Consider the following 16,053-nt stretch of genomic DNA (forward strand, 5'->3'; position numbering starts at 1 on the left):
CGTCAGGGCAGGCAAGCCTAGACCAGCCGCGCCGCCTGAAGCTCTTTCTTCAGATAGGCGTAGAACAACGGGGCCGCGACCAGGCCGGCCGGACCGAAGGTCGCCTCGGCGGCGAACATGACGGCCAGCAGTTCCCACACCGCCATCTGGGTGCGCCGGCCGACCACCTTGGCGTTGATGAAGTACTCGGCCTTGTGGATCAGGATCAGGAAGGCGAGACAGGCCAGCGCGGTCAGCGGCGAGACCGACAGGCCGACCACGGTGATGACGCCGTTGCACACCAGGTTGCCGACGATGGGCACCAGGCCGGCCACGAAGGTGAGGGTGATCAACGCTGGCGTGTAGGGCAGTTCGATTTGCCAGATCGGCAGCACGAACAGCAGGAAAAGGGCGGTGAGTGCCGCGTTGAAAAGCGCGATCCAGAACTGGGCGGCGACGATCTGGCGGAACGCCTCGCCGAACAGGATGATGCGCTCGCGCATGGCCTGCGTCAGCGGGCCGAAATGGCTGGCGCGCCGGCTCACCGCCGCCAGAATGCCGACGATCAGGCCGACGTAGGCGAACAGCAGGGCGTTGAGCCAGGCCCGCCCCGCCTGTGCCAGCGCGCCGGCCTGGGTCGTGAGGTACTTGGCGACCAGGCGTTGGAGGTCATCGGCGCCGTCGGGCAGATAGACGGCGATCTCGGGCGGCAGCTTGGAGCGCAGTTCCAGCACGGTACGGGCGGTGTAGTCGAGCAGTTCGCGGTACTGCGCCGGCGCATCGAGCATCAGTTCGCGCGACTGGCTCAACGTGCCGGTCAGGATGGCGATGGGCGACATTGCCACCAGGATGGCCGCCAGAAGTTCGGCCCAGCCGCGCATGCGCTGCGGCGGAAGCAGCCGGCGCAGTCCGGTGCGATGCGCTGCCGCCAACGTCCAGCGCGCGATCCAGCGCACCGACAGGAAGCCGACGCAGACCGCCAGCAGCGCGACCAGCAGGTGGATCTGCAGCACCAGCAGCAGCGCCCCGCCCATGAGCAGATAGCTGGCCAGGCGCACCTGGCGTGGCACCACCGCGGGTGTCAGAGGCGGAGGGGTCTCCATCGAGGTTCGGGGCGCGGCGCGCGTGCGGCGATCAGCCGACGGTGACGGCGGCCCCCTCGCCGCGCTCGGCAATGGTGCCGATGGTGTGCACCGTCTCGCCGGCCGCGCGCAGCGTGTCGGCGCAGGCCGCAGCCTCGGCCGCGTCGATGACGACCACCATGCCGATGCCGTTGTTGAAGGTTCGGTTCATCTCGATGTCGTCGATGCCGGCCACCTTCTGCAGCCAGGCGAACAGCTCGGTGCGCGGCCAGCTGCCTTTTTCCAGATGGGCTGCCATGCCCTCGGGCAGGACGCGCGGGATGTTCTCGAGCAGGCCGCCCCCGGTGATGTGGGCGAGCGCCTTGATCGGGTGTGCGGCCAGCGCCTGGAGGATCGGCTTGACGTACAGGCGGGTCGGCGCCATCACTGCTTCGCGGAAGGGCTTGCCGTCGAGCGTGGCGGGCAAGTCGCTGCCGGCGCGCTCGATCACCTTGCGCACCAGGGAGAAGCCGTTCGAGTGCACGCCATTGGAGGCCAGGCCCAGGACCACGTCGCCCGGCTTCACGTCGGCGCCGGTGAGGATACTGGACTTCTCGACTGCGCCGACGCAAAAGCCCGCCAGGTCGTACTCGCCGGCCGGATACATGCCGGGCATCTCGGCGGTTTCGCCGCCGATGAGCGCGCAGCCCGACAGCTCGCAGCCGCGCGCAATGCCGCCCACCACCGCAGCGGCGGTGTCGACATCGAGCTTGCCGCAGGCGAAGTAGTCGAGGAAGAACAGCGGCTCGGCGCCCTGCACCAGGACGTCGTTGACGCTCATGCCGACCAGGTCGATGCCGACCGTGTCGTGCATGTTCCACTCGAAGGCCAGCTTGAGCTTGGTGCCCACGCCGTCGGTACCCGAGACCAGCACCGGCTCCTTGTAACGCTTGGGCACCTCGAACAATGCGCCGAAGCCGCCGATGCCCGCCAGCACGCCCTCGCGCAGCGTGCGCTTGGCCAGGGGCTTGATGCGGTCGACCAACGCGTCGCCCGCGTCGATGTCGACGCCGGCGTCCTTGTAGCTCAGGGGTGCAGGGGAGGCGGAGGTCATGATGGGTCGGTGCGGCTGGGGCAGGAAGGGGCAGGGAAGGGGCGAAAAGGAGGCGGGCGCAGCGGGGCGGCAAGGCAAGCGGGCCGGCCCGATAGAATTCCGGGTGATTTTAAGGGCCTGCCAGGCCCTTCCCCCGAACTCCCCTAACGCATGAAGCAGCTCGCGCTCGACATCGGCTTGGCCACGGGTCCGACGCTCGAAGGCTACTTCGCCGGTCCCAACGAGGCCGCCGTGCGCCATCTCCAGCTCTGGCTGGGTGACGGAAGCCGCACCAGCGTACACTCGCCGGTGCCCACGTACCTGTGGGGCGACAGCGGCAGCGGCAAGACGCATCTTCTGCAGGCGGTGCACGGCGCGCTGACCGCGCAGGGCGCGCGGGTCGGCTGGCTCCACCCGGGGCTGCGCAACCCGCCCGATTTCGACGATCGCTGGGCTGCCGTCCTCATGGACGACGTCGAACGCTTCGACGCCATCCAGCAGCACGCCGCCTTCAGCTGGTTCGTCAGCGCCCAGAGCCTCCTGCGCGGCGTGGTGGCCGCCGGCGGGCTGCCGCCGGCGCAGTTGCACTTGCGCGAAGACCTGCGCACCCGGCTCGGCTGGGGCCATGTCTACGGCCTGCAGGTGCTGAGCGAAACCGAACGCCGCGCGGTTCTGCGCCAGGCCGCGAGCGAGCGTGGCCTGACGCTGACCGACGAGGTACTCAACTACATGCTGGCCCGGTTCAGCCGCGACCTGGGCAGCCTGATGGAACTGCTGACGCAACTCGACGGCTATGCGCTTCGCACCCAGCGCGCCATCACCATCCCGCTGATCCGGGCCATGCTCGAAAATGAATAGGCGGCGGCGGGCATGGCCTTCCGCACGGACAACAACACAATGATCAAGAAACTCATCGACAAGCTGCTGGGCAAGTCCGGCGGTGCCGGCGGCAAGGCCCGTTTCGGCCGGCGCCAGGAACACTCCGCCGAGGTGCACGGCATCGACCTGTCGCTGGTGGACGAACGCGCCAGGAACGTGGTGAGCACGCTGCAGGGCGCCGGCTACGAGGCCTACGTGGTGGGCGGCGCCGTGCGCGACCTGCTCCTGGGCCTGCGCCCGAAGGACTTCGACGTCGCCACCAACGCCACGCCGGAGCAGGTCAAGCAGTTGTTCCGCCGCGCGTTCATCATCGGCCGGCGCTTCCGCATCGTGCACGTGGTGTTCGGCCGCGGCCGCGAGCACGAGGTGATCGAGGTCTCGACCTTCCGAGCCTACATGGACAATGCCGCCGCCGAGCAGGTCGCAGGCAACGAACGCACCAGCAAGGGCGAACTGGCGGCCATGAAGCATGCCGTCGACGCCAGCGGCCGGGTGCTGCGCGACAACGTCTGGGGCCCGCAGGACGAGGATGCCGCGCGGCGCGACTTCAGCGTCAACGCCATGTACTACGACCCGGGCCGCCAGATCGTGGTGGACTATCACAACGGCCTGAAGGACGCCAGGAAGCGCGTGCTGCGCATGATCGGCGACCCGGCCACGCGCTATCGCGAAGACCCGGTCCGGATCATCCGCGCCGTGCGCTTCTCGGCCAAGCTGGCCGCGCGCGGCTTCTCGCTCGAGCCCAAGACGGCGGCGCCGCTGGTCGAGATGAGCCGCCTGCTGGCCGACGTGCCGCAAAGCCGGCTGTTCGACGAAATGCTCAAGCTGCTGCAGACCGGACATGCGGTGGCCACCATCGCGCAACTGCGCCTGCTGGGCCTGGAGCGCGGCATCTATCCGCTGCTGGACGTGGTCGTCGAGCGGGCCGATCAGCCGTTCGTCAAGGCGGCTCTGGCCGACACCGACCGCCGCGTGGGCGAGGGCAAGGCCGTGGCGCCCAGCTTCCTGCTCGCCTGCGTGCTGTGGAACGACGTGCGCGAGGGCTGGGCCCGCCGCATGGAAGGGCGCAACGGGCAGCGCGGCATGGCGCCGTTCCCGGCGCTCCAGGAAGCGATCGACGAGGTCTTCGATTCGCGCATCGGCGACGTCTCCGGCCGGGGCAAGCTGGGTGCGGACATGCGCGAGATCTGGATGATGCAGCCGCGCTTCGACAAGCGCAGCGGGGCCACGCCATTCAGCCTGGTGGAGCAGGCGCGCTTTCGCGCCGCCTTCGACTTCATGCGTCTGCGCGCCGACGTGGGCGAGGTCAGCGAAGCCATTGCCGAATGGTGGCAGGAGTTCAGCACGGCCGACGACCTGCGCCGGCAAGACCTGCTCGACCAGGTGCGAGAGGAACAGAACAAGGGCAAGCGGGTGCACACCCGCGCCCCGCGCCGTGACGGCGCCCCGGCGGGCGAGGAACGGCCCAAGGCACGACCGAAGGCCGCCGCTCGACCGGACGATGGCGACGGCGATGCGGGTGTCGAAACCGATGGCGCAGGGCAGGAGCCCGGCGAAGAGGGCGCGCACGGCGCCGATGACGGGCCGCAGGACACCGGCGCGCCGCGCAAGCGCCGGCGCCGGCGCAAGCCGCGCAGCGGTGCCGGGGGCGGCGGCGCCGCCGCGCCCTCCGGTTCCGCGGCGGGCGGGGCCGACTGAACGCCGGTCTCCAAATGGCTGCAAGCGCCGAAGGGCCGCAGACGCGCATCGCCTACGTGGCCATCGGCGCCAACCTGGGCGACGCTCGGCAGTCGGTGCTGGATGCCATGGATGCGCTCGACGCCTTGCCGCACAGCCGGGTCGAGGCGCGCTCGTCGCTCTATCGCAGCGCCCCGGTCGACGCCGGCGGCCCAGACTTCGTCAATGCGGTCGTGGCACTGTGCACGGCACTTGGCCCGCTCGACCTGCTGGCCGAGCTGCAGGCCATCGAGCAGCGCGCAGGGCGTCGCAGGCCCTACCGGAACGCGCCGCGCACGCTCGACCTGGACCTGTTGGCGATGGACGGACTCGTCATGGACACCCAGCGCCTGACGCTGCCGCACCCGCGCATGATGCAGCGTGCCTTCGTCCTGCTGCCTCTGGCCGAGATCGCGCCGCGGCGCGTCGGCGCAGCCGAACTGGCAGCCGTGGCCGGCCAGCAAATCGAGCGTCTTTGAGGCTGGTCAGCCGGATTGCCTAAAATCCCCGCTTCGCAGCCGCTGTCAACGTCCTGTCACGCTGCCGTCGTCGTGCTGTCACAACGGGCGCGACGCCCCACCCGAGCCAACACCTCCAAAAAAGGGAAACCGACATGTTCGGCAAGCTGATGCCCCGTGAGGGCAATTTCTTCGAAATGTTCAACCAGCATGCCGAGCGCATCGTCGAGGCAAGCCACGCCTTCGAGCAACTGGTGGCGCACTACAACGACCTGCACCTGCGCGAGCAGTACAACCGCGACGTCGACAACGCCGAACGCGCGGCCGACCGCGTCACGCACGACGTCAACAGGCTGCTGCACAAGACCTTCATCACCCCGATCGACCGCGAGCAGATCCACAAGCTCATCAACACCATGGACGACGTGGCCGACCTGATCCAGGACTCGGCCGAGACCATGGCGCTGTACGACGTGCGCCACATGACCGAGGAAATCTCGCGCCTGACCACGCTGTGCGTGAAGTGCTGCGAGCGGGTCAAGGACGCCGTCAAGTACCTGAGCAAGATCGCAGAGCCGGCCGTGGCCGAAGCCACGCTCAAGGCCTGCGAGGAAATCGACCGGCACGAGTCCGACGCCGACCGCGTGATGCGCAGCGCCATGAGCAAGCTGTTCCGCGAGGAGCCGGACGTGCGCGAGGTCATCAAGCTCAAGGCGATCTACGAACTGCTCGAGACCATCACCGACAAGTGCGAGGACGTCGCCAACGTGATCGAGGGCATCGTCCTCGAGAACTCCTGATCGGGCCGGTGTCATGACAACCATGCAGGCGAGCCTGTGGATGGTGATCGTGCTCGTCGGGCTGGCGATCGCCTTCGACTTCATGAACGGCTTCCACGACGCGGCGAATTCCATTGCCACCGTGGTGTCGACGGGCGTGCTCAAGCCCTTCCACGCGGTGGTGTTCGCCGCCTTCTTCAACCTGCTGGCCATCGGTGTCTTTCACCTGAGCGTGGCCGCCACGGTGGGCAAGGGCATCGTCGAGCCTGGCGTGGTGGACGTGCACGTGGTCTTCGGGGCGCTGATCGGGGCGATCGCCTGGAACCTGGTGACCTGGTACTACGGCATTCCCAGCAGTTCGTCCCACGCGCTGATCGGCGGCATCGTCGGCGCCGTGATGGCCAAGTCGGGCTCGAGCGTGCTGGTCGCCGGCGGCATTCTCAAGACCGTCGCCTTCATCTTCGTCTCGCCCGTGCTGGGCTTCGTTCTGGGCGCCTTCATGATGGTGGTGGTGGCCTGGGTGTTCAGGCGCACCACGCCCTCGCGCGTCGACAAGTGGTTCCGCCGGCTGCAGCTGCTCTCGGCCGGCGCCTACAGCCTGGGCCACGGCGGCAACGACGCACAGAAGACGATCGGCATCATCTGGATGCTGCTGATCGCCACCGGCCACAGCTCGGCGACCGACGCGTCGCCGCCCGTCTGGACCATCGTCTCGTGCTACCTGGCGATCGCGCTGGGCACCATGTTCGGCGGCTGGCGCATCGTCAAGACGATGGGCCAGCGGATCACCAAACTCAAGCCGGTCGGCGGCTTCTGCGCCGAGACCGGCGGGGCGCTGACGCTTTTCTTCGCGACGTTCTTGGGTATTCCGGTGTCGACCACGCACACGATCACCGGCGCCATCGTCGGCGTCGGCGCCAGCCAGCGCATGAGCGCGGTGCGCTGGGGCGTGGCGGGCAACATCGTCTGGGCGTGGATCTTCACCATCCCGGCGGCGGCCTTCGTGGCGGCCATCGCGTACTGGATCAGCCTCAAGCTGTTCTGAGGCTAGCCGGGCTGGGCGCGTTTCCCGCCTCGAACTGGATCGTGGCGAGACCGCGGTCGAGGTGGACGTCCAGCTCGGCGAGCATGTCGTCGAGGCGCTCGCCCAGGGCGCATTCGAGGAACCTGTGATGGTTCTCCTTGAAGTCGACCTTCGGGGCGTGCGCAATCTGGCAGATGGCGAAGCCAAGCTGGATCTTCTGGGTCATCTGCTGCCAGAACGCCGGCATGAGGTGATTGCCGCACCGCTCGTAGACCAGGCCATGGAAGTGCGCCTCGGCCCGGATCTCCTCGGACAGGTCGTCGCTTTCGACCGCGGCGATCATCTGGTCGAAGCGGCGCTGCAGCTCCGACCTGAACGCGCGGTCCCGCAGTGGCCAAACGCGCGTATATGCCTGGCGCTCCATGACGCGGCGCATTTCATAGACGTCGCGCAGCACGTCGGCGTTGACTTCGGTGACGAAGGTTCCTGCATAGGGCCTGTTGTCGGCCAGTCCGCTCTCGATCAGTTCCCGGATTGCCTCGCGCAGCAAGCCGCGGCTGACCTCGAGATCTGCCGCCAGGCGGCTTTCGATGAGCTGCGTGCCGGGCGGTATCTGTCCCGACAGGATGGCCCGGCGCAGCGTCTCGGCCACCTGGTCGCGCCTTGTCAACATGGGGACGGGGGCAAATCTCGGGATGCTGCTCATGGTGGGCACCGATTGTCTCTCGCGGGCCTGCTGGGTCATCGCTTCACGCACGCAGCGCGAACCGCTTCTCGAGCCTCGATGCGAGGTACGAGCCGGGATAGATCAGCAGGAAATAGATGATGCCCACCGCGGTCAGGATCTCGAGCGGGCGATAGAAGGCCGAGGACAAGGCGCGCCCCTGGTACATCAGTTCCTGCACGGCGATGACCGAGGCGATGGACGTGTTCTTGGCGAGTTCGATTCCCCGGTTGGTGAAGGCCGGAAGCATTCGCGAGAAGACCTGCGGCACGATGACGCGCCGCATGACCTGGCGCCGGCTCATGCCGAGCGCCCGCGCGCCCTCCCATTGGCCCTTTGGAATGGACGCGATGCCGCCGCGGAAGATCTCCGAGCAGTACGCCGAGGCATTGAGCACCAGGCCGCACAGCGCCGCCACGATGGGCGTGAGCTGATGGCCCGTCAGGATGGGAAACGCATAGAAGAACCAGATGAGCTGGATCATCACCGGCGTGTTGCGGAAGACTTCGACGTACGAGCGGCCGATGGCCACCGCTGCCCTGCTGTGCGAGCCCGTCGCCAGGGAGATGAAGAATCCCGCGGCCATCGAGACGGGGAAGGCGATGATCCACAGCAGGGCCGTCATGCCGACCCCTTTGAGCAGGACCGGGTAGTTCTGGAAAACCGGCGCGAAGTCCCAGGTGAACTGCATGGCGTTCATCCCGCAAGCGGCTCGGCGTGCCGCGACAGCCTGGCTTCCACCAGATGGGCGAGGGTGCTCAGGGCCAGCAGCGTGACGAAGAAGATGCCGGCAACGACGGTGTACACCTCGAGCGGCCTGAACGTGATCGAGTTGACCTGCATGGCCTTGTAGAGGAGATCGGAGTACGCCAGCGTCGACGCCAGCGCGGTGGTCTTGATCAGTTCGAACGAGCGCTCCAGGAACGGCGGGAGCATGCGTTGCGCCGCCTGCGGCAGGATGACTCGGCGCAGCACCCGTGCCGGCGTCATGCCCAGTGCGCGCGCGCCTTCCCATTGGCCTCGCTCAACGGAAATGACGCCACCGCGGAATACCTCCGCGTAGAACGCGCCCGATTGCGTGGACAGCGCGATGATGGCCGCGGCGTACGGATCGAGGCTCACCCCGAGCAGCACAGGCAGTGCGTAGAAAGCCCAGAAGAAGTGCACCAGCGGCGGCGTGTTGCGGTAGAACTCGGTGAACCAGAGGGCCGGGTATTCGAGCCACTTCACCCTGGACAGCCGCATCGTCGCGAGCATGGCGCCGATGACCACCCCCGCGAGGATCGCCACGACGCTGATCTTCAGCGTGCCGATGGCGCCCTCCAGCAGCATCTGGCGGTATTCCCAGACTGCGCCGAAATCCCACTCGTAGTTCATGGCTGTCGCTGCCGGTCGGTCTCGGTTACTTTTCCAGCGATTCCTTGGTCACGCCCGGCTGCTTGTCCGGATCGAGGCCCTTGGTCTTGAGGTACTGGCCGTAGAGCGCCTGGGTCTCGCCCGAGTCGTACATCTTCTTGAACTGCTGGTCGAGCATGTCGCGGAATGCCGTGTCCTGTTCACGGCGGACGCCGGCGCTGGTCGGGATGGCGACGACCGGCTTCGGAACCTGCACGTGGCCCTTCTTGATCTTCGAGTAGGCGATCGCCAGGACGGAGTGGTAGAAGCCGATGGCATCGACGCGGCCCGCGTTGAACGCGGCGACCGTCTCGTCGGTATTGGTGAAGCGCTCGATCCTGGCATTGGGCAGCCGCTTGGTGAGATCGCGGTCGGTGGCGGTGCCGAGGGCGACGCCGACGCGCACGTCCGGCTTGTTCAGGTCGTCCCAGTTGTTGGCGACCAGGCCGTCCTTGGCGAGCACGCCCTGCGCGTACCAGAGCAGCGGCGTGGGCGGGAAGTCGATCGCGCGCTTGCGCTCTTCCGTGGCGTCCAGCACGAACATGACGTCGATCTGCCCGGACTGGAGCGCGGCGACGCTGTTGCCCCAGGTGGTCTCGACCGGGACCATCTTCACGCCGATGCTCTTGGCGATCTGCTCGCCGACCAGCACGCCGACGCCCGTCCATTGCCCCGAGGCCGGGTCACGGTAGTACCAGGGGTCGCCGGCGGCGACGCCGATGCGCAGTTCGCCGGACTGCTTGACCTTCTGCAGCGTCTGCGCATGGGCGCCCGTGCCGGCGAGCAGGCCCAGGCATGCAAGGCCGACGAGAAGGGTGCGGCGGACAGCCGCGTAGCGGGACAGGACGGTCATTCGTAGCTCCTGGAAAGGTTGGGGGTGGAATCGGCGTGCCGGGTCAAGCGGCGATGTACTGCTGGTAGAGCTCGTTGAGGCGGCTGGTCAGCCGGCCCATGCCGTCGGTGGGCACCTTGCGGCCATCGATCATCGAGACCGGGGTGATGCCACCGAGGGTTCCGGTGACGAACGCCTCTTGCGCCGCGTACACCTCCGCGAGGGTGAAGTCGCCTTCGACCACCGGCACGCCGGCTTCGCGCGCCAGCCGCAGGATCGTCGCGCGCGTGATGCCGTTGAAGCAGTAGCGGCCCGACGAGGTCCAAAGCGCACCATCGCGGACCACGAAGAAGTTCGTGGAGTTGCAGCTGGAGACGAAGCCGTTCGTGTCGAGCATCAGCGCTTCGTCGGCGCCGGCGTTGATGGCCTGGATCAGCGCCTGGATGAAGTTCAGGCGGCTGTGGGAGTTCAGGCGCAGGTCGAACACGTCCGGCGTGCTGCAGCGGATGGTGGAGGTGTGCAGCGCCAGGCCGCGCTTCTTCGCGGCGGCGTCGACCACCTTGTGCTCGGCGACGCAGACCACGGTCGCCTTGCCCAGGATGAAGCGCGGATCCTGGTTGGGCGTCTTCTTGACGCCGCGGGTCACCATCAGGCGGGCATGCGCGCCGTCCTGCATCTTGTTGACCTCGAAAGTCTTGAGGATCACGTCCCGGGCTTCCTGCCGGGTCAGGCCAATGTCCATTGCGATGGCGTTGGCGCCCTCGAACAGCCGGTCGATGTGCGCGTCGAAGGAGATGACGTTGCCCTTGACGAGGCGTACCCCCTCCCAGACGCCGTCGCCGCAGACGTAGCCGGCGTCGAAAACCGATACGCGCGCCTCGTTGCGCGGGACGAATTCGCCATTGACGTAGACCAGGACCTGTTCGTTCCGGTCGTCCGCCTGATAGGCCTGCGAACTGGTAGTCGATGCGTGAGGGGATAGCTGCATGCGTTGCCTTCGGGAAAGACGGATGAGTGGCTCAGAAGCTGAATGCCGTGAACCGTTCGAGGAAGCGCTGGGTGCGCTCCTTCTTCGGGTGCTTGAGCACCTCGTCGGGCGTGCCGGTTTCGTAGAACTGGCCGTCCGCGAGGAAAAGGACCTTGTTCGCGTAGTGGTAGGCGAAGCCCAGCTCGTGGGTCACCAGGAGCATGGTGCGGCCTTCCTGCGCAAGGTCCTTGATGACGTTGAGGACTTCGCCCACGAGTTCCGGATCGAGCGAGGAGGTCGGCTCGTCGAACAACAGAACCTCCGGGTCCATGGCGAGCGCGCGGGCGATCGCCACGCGCTGCTGCTGGCCGCCGGACAGACGCGCCGGGTACGCGTCGGCCTTGTCTGCCATGCCGACCTTCTCGAGTTGCGCCATCGAGCGCTCGCGGGCGGCCTTCGGGTCGACGCCCAGGACGGTCACCAGGCCCTCCATCACGTTGCCGACGACCGACATGTGCGGGAACAGGTTGAACTGCTGGAACACCATGCCGACCTGCTTGCGAACGTCGGACAGCTCGGAGTGCGTGTAGGTCATGCAGTTCGGGTCCTTTGCGGCCGGCTTGCCGATGAGCCTGCCCTTGAGCTCGATCCGGCCCGACGTCGGCGTCTCCATGAAGTTCAGGCATCGCAGGAACGTGCTCTTGCCGGAACCGCTCGACCCGAGGATGGCGACCCTGTCCCCGGGCTGGACGTCGAAGTCGATGCCCTTGAGCACGTGGTTGTCGCCGAACGATTTGCGCAGGCCGGCGATGCGAACGATCGGAGCAGTCATGGGCATCCCTGAAGAACGATGGTCAGTTTGTTCGATTGTCCAACAATCCACATGCGGGTAATCCCTTGCAAACGCCATGCCTGGAAGGGCAGGAGGTTGGGGGAAAGGATGCGATCCGGCGCGCGCTTCCGGGCGCGGCCGGCTTACTGCGAGATCTGGCGCCCGAGTTCGACCTGGTGTTCGAAGTAGCGCTGGAAGCTGAACGCGATGCTGGCCATCAGGACGGTGGCGCCGATCAGCAAGGCCAGCGCCACCGCACCGATGGTCAGCCAGCCGGTGTGGCCGGCGGGCGCGTCGGTGGCGGCCGCCGGGTTGAAGCGGGCGTTCCACTTCTCGGGCGCCATCAGGCCATAGACGATTGCCACCAGCGCGCAGCCGGCGATGGTGAAGCCGAGCAGCGGAATGAGGAGCCAGCTCAGGCCGTCGTCCAGCCCGTGCAGGCGCGCGCGCTCGATGCCGTACAGACCCAGCGCGGTTGGGATCGGCAACAGCCAGCCGGGCACGTCGCCCAGTCCCTTGAGATAGAAGCGGTGCAGGCCCAGCGGGCCGCCCAGGAAGGCCAGCCAGGCCGCGAGCGTCTTGTTTTTCATTCGGGGCGGGTGCGGGCGCCTTCGCCGATCGTTTTTTCCATGAGCACGATGTCGAGCCAGCGGTCGAACTTCCAGCCGCAGTTGCGGATGGCGCCGGCGTCCTCGAAGCCCTGCTTGCGATGCAGGCCGATGGAGCCGGCATTGGCCGCGTCGCCGATGACGGCGATCAGCTTGCGCACGCCGGCAGTGACTGCCGCCTCTTCCAGCGCCGTCAGCAGCGCCGCGCCCAGGCCCTGGCTGCGCGAGGCGTCGTCGATGTAGACCGAATCCTCGGCCGAAAAACGATACGCCGGCCGCGGCTTGAACCAGTTGCAGTAGGCGAAGCCCAGCACCCGCCCGCCGCGCTCGGCGACCACGTAGGGCAGGCCGCGGGCAAGCACGTCGGCGCGGCGCGCGGCCATGTCGGCTGACGTGGGCGGCTCCGTCTCGAAGGTGCCGGTGCCGTGCAGGACGTGATGGGCGTAGATGGCCGCAATGGCGTCGACATCATCGTCGCGGCTGGGGCGGATGGTGAAATTGGACATGAACTATGTGCGTCGGGCTATAATCGAGGGCTTTTCCAGCGTGCGCTGGCCGGGTGGCCACGTCGCGTGTCTCAACGCTGGAAGAAAAAACATGCCGGAACAGAGGGCTTTTCGGAGGGCTTGCTGCCCACAAGGGTCTTTCCGGTACCACCCAAGGATAATTCAATGGTCGTCATTCGACTCTCCCGCGGCGGCTCCAAGGGCCGTCCGTTCTTCAACATCGTCGTGACCGACAAGCGCGAGCGTCGCGACGGCCGGTTCATCGAGCGCCTGGGCTTCTACAACCCGGGTGCCCGTGGCGCCGAGGAAAGCATCCGCATCTCCCAGGACCGCCTTGCGTACTGGAAGGGCGTTGGCGCCCAGGCTTCGCCGACGGTCATGCGCCTGGTCAAGCAGGCCGCCGCGGCCGCGCCCAAGGCAGCCGCCTGAGCGGCATCCGCCCTTCATCGGCCATGCTGCCCGGGCTCGAAGCCGCCGAACTTCCGGCGGATGCAATCGAGGTGGGCCGCATCGCAGATGCATGGGGCATCAAGGGCTGGTTCAAGGTCCTGCCCCACAGCGCCCAGCCCGAGGCGCTTTTTTCTTCCAAGCGCTGGTTCCTTCGGCCGCCCGGTGCGGCTGACGCGGCCGGCGTTTTTCGCTTGCCGATTCGCGAGGCGAAAGAGCATTCCGACTGCATCGTGGCCTCTTCGCCCGAGGTGCCCGACCGCACGGCGGCCGAGGCGCTGCGCGGCGCGCGCGTGTTCGTGCCGCGGTCGAGCTTTCCCTCGGTCGGCGAGGACGAGTACTACTGGGTCGACCTGATCGGCCTGTCGGTGATCAACCGCGAAGGCGTGTCGCTCGGCACCGTTCGCGAACTGCTGCCCGCTGGCCCGCAGACCACGCTGGTGCTCGAGCAGGCGCCCCAGCAAGCCGGCGGCAAGCCGACGGAAATCCTGGTGCCGTTCGTTGCGGCATTCATCGACGAGGTCGACCTGCCGGGCCGGCTGATCCGCGTCGACTGGCAGGCCGACTACTGAGGCCTGCGTCCGCCGACGCCTCCAGCGCCATGCGCTTCGACGTTCTCACGCTTTTTCCCGAACTGTTCGCGCCATTTCTCGCGAGCGGCGTGACGCGCCGCGCCTTCGAGTCCGGCCAGGTCGAGGTGGTGCTGTGGAATCCGCGCGACCATGCCGAGGGCAACTATCGGCGTGTGGACGACCGCCCGTTCGGCGGCGGTCCGGGCATGGTGATGATGGCGCAGCCGCTGTCCGCCTGCCTGGATGCCGCGCTGGCGGCGCGCGGCGAGCCGGACGCGCCGGTGATCCTGTTCTCGCCGCAGGGCGAGCGCCTGCGCCACGAGATCGTCGAGCACTGGGCCGCGGCATCCGGCGCGGTGCTGGTGTGCGGCCGCTACGAAGGCATCGACCAGCGCTTCATCGACACGCGGGTCACGCACCAACTCAGCCTGGGCGATTTCGTGCTTTCGGGTGGCGAGGTCGCTGCGATGGCGCTGCTCGACGCCGTGGCGCGCCTGCAGCCCGGTGTGCTGGGCGACGCCGACAGCCATGTCCAGGACAGCTTCAATCCGGCGCTGGACGGGTTGCTCGATTGCCCGCACTACACCCGTCCGGAGCAGTGGCGCGGCCTGGCCGCCCCGGCGCCGCTGATGTCCGGCAACCATGCGCAGATCGAGCGCTGGCGGCGCGACCAGCGGCTCCTGGCCACCGCGCAAAAGCGTCCCGAACTGGTGGAGGCGGCACGCGCTGCAGGCCGCCTCACGCCGGCCGACGAGACAACGCTCAAGAAAAAGCTATAATCTTTGGCTCACCACGATCCTCTGGCCGGCCGCGACCGCGCCCTTGGTGCCTTGATTGCCTCGCTGACTTGAAAAAGCGCGGGGCAGGGCCCGGGGACAACAAAGTCGCCTTTAGTGCAGCGCGGCCACGATCGAAGGCAGTAACTTTCATGAACCTCATCCAGACCCTCGAGCAAGAGGAAATCGCCCGTCTCACCGAGAAGAAGGCCAAGCAGATTCCCGAGTTCGCTCCCGGCGACACGGTCATCGTCAGCGTCAACGTCGTCGAAGGCACCCGCAAGCGCGTGCAGGCCTACGAAGGCGTCGTCATCGCCAAGCGCAACCGTGGCCTCAACAGCGGCTTCACCGTTCGCAAGATTTCCAGCGGCGAAGGCGTCGAGCGTACCTTCCAGACCTACAGCCCGCTGATCGCCGGCATCGAGGTCAAGCGCCGCGGCGACGTGCGCCGTGCCAAGCTGTACTACCTGCGCGAGCGCAGCGGCCGCTCGGCTCGCATCAAGGAAAAGCTGCCGGGCAAGACGGCTGCCGCGAAGTGACACTGCCTCGCTGCATCCTTGCATGACAAAAAGCCGCCCCGAAGGGCGGCTTTTTGCTTTTTCCGGTTGCCGTCGTTTACCGGCAACCGGCTCCCCTCCCAATCCGACGCCTCCCAGACACTGCCTTGAACCGCACCCCATCCGACGACCAGCCCGGCGCAGCGCCCGCCACGCCCCAGCAGATCAATGCCGTTTCGCAAAGCACCTTCGACCCGCGCAGCGTGCCGGTGATCCGTGTCGACACCGACCTGCCCGCGGTCAGCGCCGACCGACTGACGGCCGAGGCGCTGCGCCAGCGCTTCGAGAATCCGCCGGCCTGGACGCCGGAGGCGCGGCGCGACCCCCGCCTGGTCCCCGGCGAGCCAGCGCAGGCGGCGGTCCTGCTGCCCATCGTGCAGCGCGCGCAGCCGACGCTGCTGCTGACCGAGCGCTCGACGCGCATGCGGTCGCATTCCGGGCAGGTGGCCTTTCCGGGCGGACGCGTCGATCCGGAGGATGCCGACATTGCCGCGGCGGCCCGGCGCGAGGCATGGGAGGAGGTCGGCCTGCGTCCTGAATTCATCGAGGTGATCGGCACCTTGCCGACCTACACCACCATCACCGCGTTCGTCGTGACGCCCGTGGTGGCGCTGGTGCAGCCGGGTTTCGAGCTGAGGCTCAACCAGGACGAGGTGGCCGACGCTTTCGAGGTGCCCCTGGCCTTCCTCATGAATCCGGCGAACCATCGCCGGCATGCGATGGTGGGCGAGGGGTTGAACGCGCGCCAGTGGTTCTCGATGCCCTACCAGGACGGCGACCGGGAGCGCTTCGTCTGGGGGGCGACCGCCGCCATGCTGCGCAACTTCTATCGATTTCTGGCGGCCTGA

At 67.5% G+C, this 16,053-nt stretch carries 20 protein-coding genes; 10 read left to right on the top strand and 10 right to left on the bottom strand.

What is annotated here, in order from left to right; genetic code table 11:
- Positions 1 to 17: 17 nt before the first annotated feature.
- On the bottom strand, positions 18 to 1,082 hold the full coding sequence (locus tag VES41_RS15800) for a permease (protein WP_324818830.1): 1,065 nt from the start codon (positions 1,080 to 1,082) through the stop codon (positions 18 to 20).
- 31 nt (positions 1,083 to 1,113) lie between these two features.
- Positions 1,114 to 2,154: a phosphoribosylformylglycinamidine cyclo-ligase gene (gene purM, locus VES41_RS15805; protein ID WP_324818833.1), complete on the bottom strand. Its 1,041-nt coding sequence runs from the start codon at positions 2,152 to 2,154 to the stop codon at positions 1,114 to 1,116.
- Between the two features lie 150 nt (positions 2,155 to 2,304).
- Here purM and hda point away from each other — a divergent pair, with 150 nt between their 5' ends.
- The 5 genes from hda to VES41_RS15830 all read left to right on the top strand — a co-directional run bounded on the left by hda (position 2,305) and on the right by VES41_RS15830 (position 7,010).
- Positions 2,305 to 2,991 carry a DnaA regulatory inactivator Hda gene (gene hda / locus VES41_RS15810; RefSeq protein ID WP_324818836.1) on the top strand — a complete coding sequence of 229 codons (687 nt, stop codon included), beginning with the start codon at positions 2,305 to 2,307 and terminating at the stop codon, positions 2,989 to 2,991.
- Positions 2,992 to 3,030: 39 nt separating this feature from the next.
- Complete coding sequence (pcnB, locus tag VES41_RS15815) at positions 3,031 to 4,710, top strand: polynucleotide adenylyltransferase PcnB (RefSeq protein WP_324818839.1); 1,680 nt, start codon at positions 3,031 to 3,033, stop codon at positions 4,708 to 4,710.
- A gap of 14 nt (positions 4,711 to 4,724) precedes the next feature.
- Entirely contained in the window at positions 4,725 to 5,207 is a 483-nt protein-coding gene (folK, locus tag VES41_RS15820; RefSeq protein WP_324818842.1) for a 2-amino-4-hydroxy-6-hydroxymethyldihydropteridine diphosphokinase, read from the top strand.
- Between the two features lie 134 nt (positions 5,208 to 5,341).
- Complete coding sequence (locus tag VES41_RS15825) at positions 5,342 to 5,986, top strand: DUF47 domain-containing protein (RefSeq protein WP_324818845.1); 645 nt, start codon at positions 5,342 to 5,344, stop codon at positions 5,984 to 5,986.
- Between the two features lie 13 nt (positions 5,987 to 5,999).
- Positions 6,000 to 7,010 (top strand): inorganic phosphate transporter, encoded by a 1,011-nt coding sequence (locus VES41_RS15830; RefSeq protein ID WP_324818848.1) that lies wholly within the window; start codon positions 6,000 to 6,002, stop codon positions 7,008 to 7,010.
- On the opposite strand, the gene VES41_RS15835 is transcribed toward VES41_RS15830, so the two are convergent.
- From VES41_RS15835 to VES41_RS15870, 8 genes are all read right to left on the bottom strand, one after another.
- Entirely contained in the window at positions 6,997 to 7,641 is a 645-nt protein-coding gene (locus VES41_RS15835) for a GntR family transcriptional regulator (RefSeq protein ID WP_324818851.1), read from the bottom strand. The genes VES41_RS15830 and VES41_RS15835 overlap by 14 nt on opposite strands.
- A gap of 97 nt (positions 7,642 to 7,738) precedes the next feature.
- Positions 7,739 to 8,413, bottom strand: coding sequence for an amino acid ABC transporter permease (locus VES41_RS15840; protein ID WP_324818853.1), 675 nt, complete (start codon positions 8,411 to 8,413; stop codon positions 7,739 to 7,741).
- Positions 8,410 to 9,090, bottom strand: a complete 681-nt coding sequence (locus VES41_RS15845) for an amino acid ABC transporter permease (RefSeq protein ID WP_324818856.1) — start codon at positions 9,088 to 9,090, stop codon at positions 8,410 to 8,412. The genes VES41_RS15840 and VES41_RS15845 overlap by 4 nt, the downstream gene beginning before the upstream one ends.
- A 25-nt stretch (positions 9,091 to 9,115) precedes the next feature.
- Positions 9,116 to 9,961, bottom strand: coding sequence for a transporter substrate-binding domain-containing protein (locus VES41_RS15850; protein ID WP_324818859.1), 846 nt, complete (start codon positions 9,959 to 9,961; stop codon positions 9,116 to 9,118).
- Positions 9,962 to 10,004: 43 nt separating this feature from the next.
- Positions 10,005 to 10,928 carry an aminotransferase class IV gene (locus VES41_RS15855; protein ID WP_324818861.1) on the bottom strand — a complete coding sequence of 308 codons (924 nt, stop codon included), beginning with the start codon at positions 10,926 to 10,928 and terminating at the stop codon, positions 10,005 to 10,007.
- Between the two features lie 31 nt (positions 10,929 to 10,959).
- Positions 10,960 to 11,745, bottom strand: a complete 786-nt coding sequence (locus VES41_RS15860) for an amino acid ABC transporter ATP-binding protein (protein WP_324818864.1) — start codon at positions 11,743 to 11,745, stop codon at positions 10,960 to 10,962.
- Between the two features lie 137 nt (positions 11,746 to 11,882).
- Positions 11,883 to 12,329 carry a hypothetical protein gene (locus VES41_RS15865; RefSeq protein ID WP_324818867.1) on the bottom strand — a complete coding sequence of 149 codons (447 nt, stop codon included), beginning with the start codon at positions 12,327 to 12,329 and terminating at the stop codon, positions 11,883 to 11,885.
- Positions 12,326 to 12,853: a GNAT family N-acetyltransferase gene (locus VES41_RS15870; RefSeq protein ID WP_324818869.1), complete on the bottom strand. Its 528-nt coding sequence runs from the start codon at positions 12,851 to 12,853 to the stop codon at positions 12,326 to 12,328. Before VES41_RS15870 ends, VES41_RS15865 begins: the two co-directional genes overlap by 4 nt.
- Before the next feature lie 165 nt (positions 12,854 to 13,018).
- Here VES41_RS15870 and rpsP point away from each other — a divergent pair, with 165 nt between their 5' ends.
- The 5 genes from rpsP to VES41_RS15895 all read left to right on the top strand — a co-directional run bounded on the left by rpsP (position 13,019) and on the right by VES41_RS15895 (position 16,053).
- Positions 13,019 to 13,282: a 30S ribosomal protein S16 gene (rpsP, locus tag VES41_RS15875; protein WP_324818872.1), complete on the top strand. Its 264-nt coding sequence runs from the start codon at positions 13,019 to 13,021 to the stop codon at positions 13,280 to 13,282.
- A gap of 23 nt (positions 13,283 to 13,305) precedes the next feature.
- Positions 13,306 to 13,872: a ribosome maturation factor RimM gene (gene rimM / locus VES41_RS15880; RefSeq protein ID WP_324818874.1), complete on the top strand. Its 567-nt coding sequence runs from the start codon at positions 13,306 to 13,308 to the stop codon at positions 13,870 to 13,872.
- Positions 13,873 to 13,901: 29 nt separating this feature from the next.
- Complete coding sequence (trmD, locus tag VES41_RS15885) at positions 13,902 to 14,651, top strand: tRNA (guanosine(37)-N1)-methyltransferase TrmD (protein ID WP_324818876.1); 750 nt, start codon at positions 13,902 to 13,904, stop codon at positions 14,649 to 14,651.
- Positions 14,652 to 14,800: 149 nt separating this feature from the next.
- On the top strand, positions 14,801 to 15,187 hold the full coding sequence (rplS, locus tag VES41_RS15890) for a 50S ribosomal protein L19 (protein ID WP_324818879.1): 387 nt from the start codon (positions 14,801 to 14,803) through the stop codon (positions 15,185 to 15,187).
- Between the two features lie 125 nt (positions 15,188 to 15,312).
- Positions 15,313 to 16,053: a CoA pyrophosphatase gene (locus VES41_RS15895; protein ID WP_414719150.1), complete on the top strand. Its 741-nt coding sequence runs from the start codon at positions 15,313 to 15,315 to the stop codon at positions 16,051 to 16,053.

The sequence above is a fragment of the Variovorax sp. genome (assembly GCF_035634955.1).
In the GTDB taxonomy this organism is placed as follows: Bacteria; Pseudomonadota; Gammaproteobacteria; order Burkholderiales; family Burkholderiaceae_C; genus Variovorax.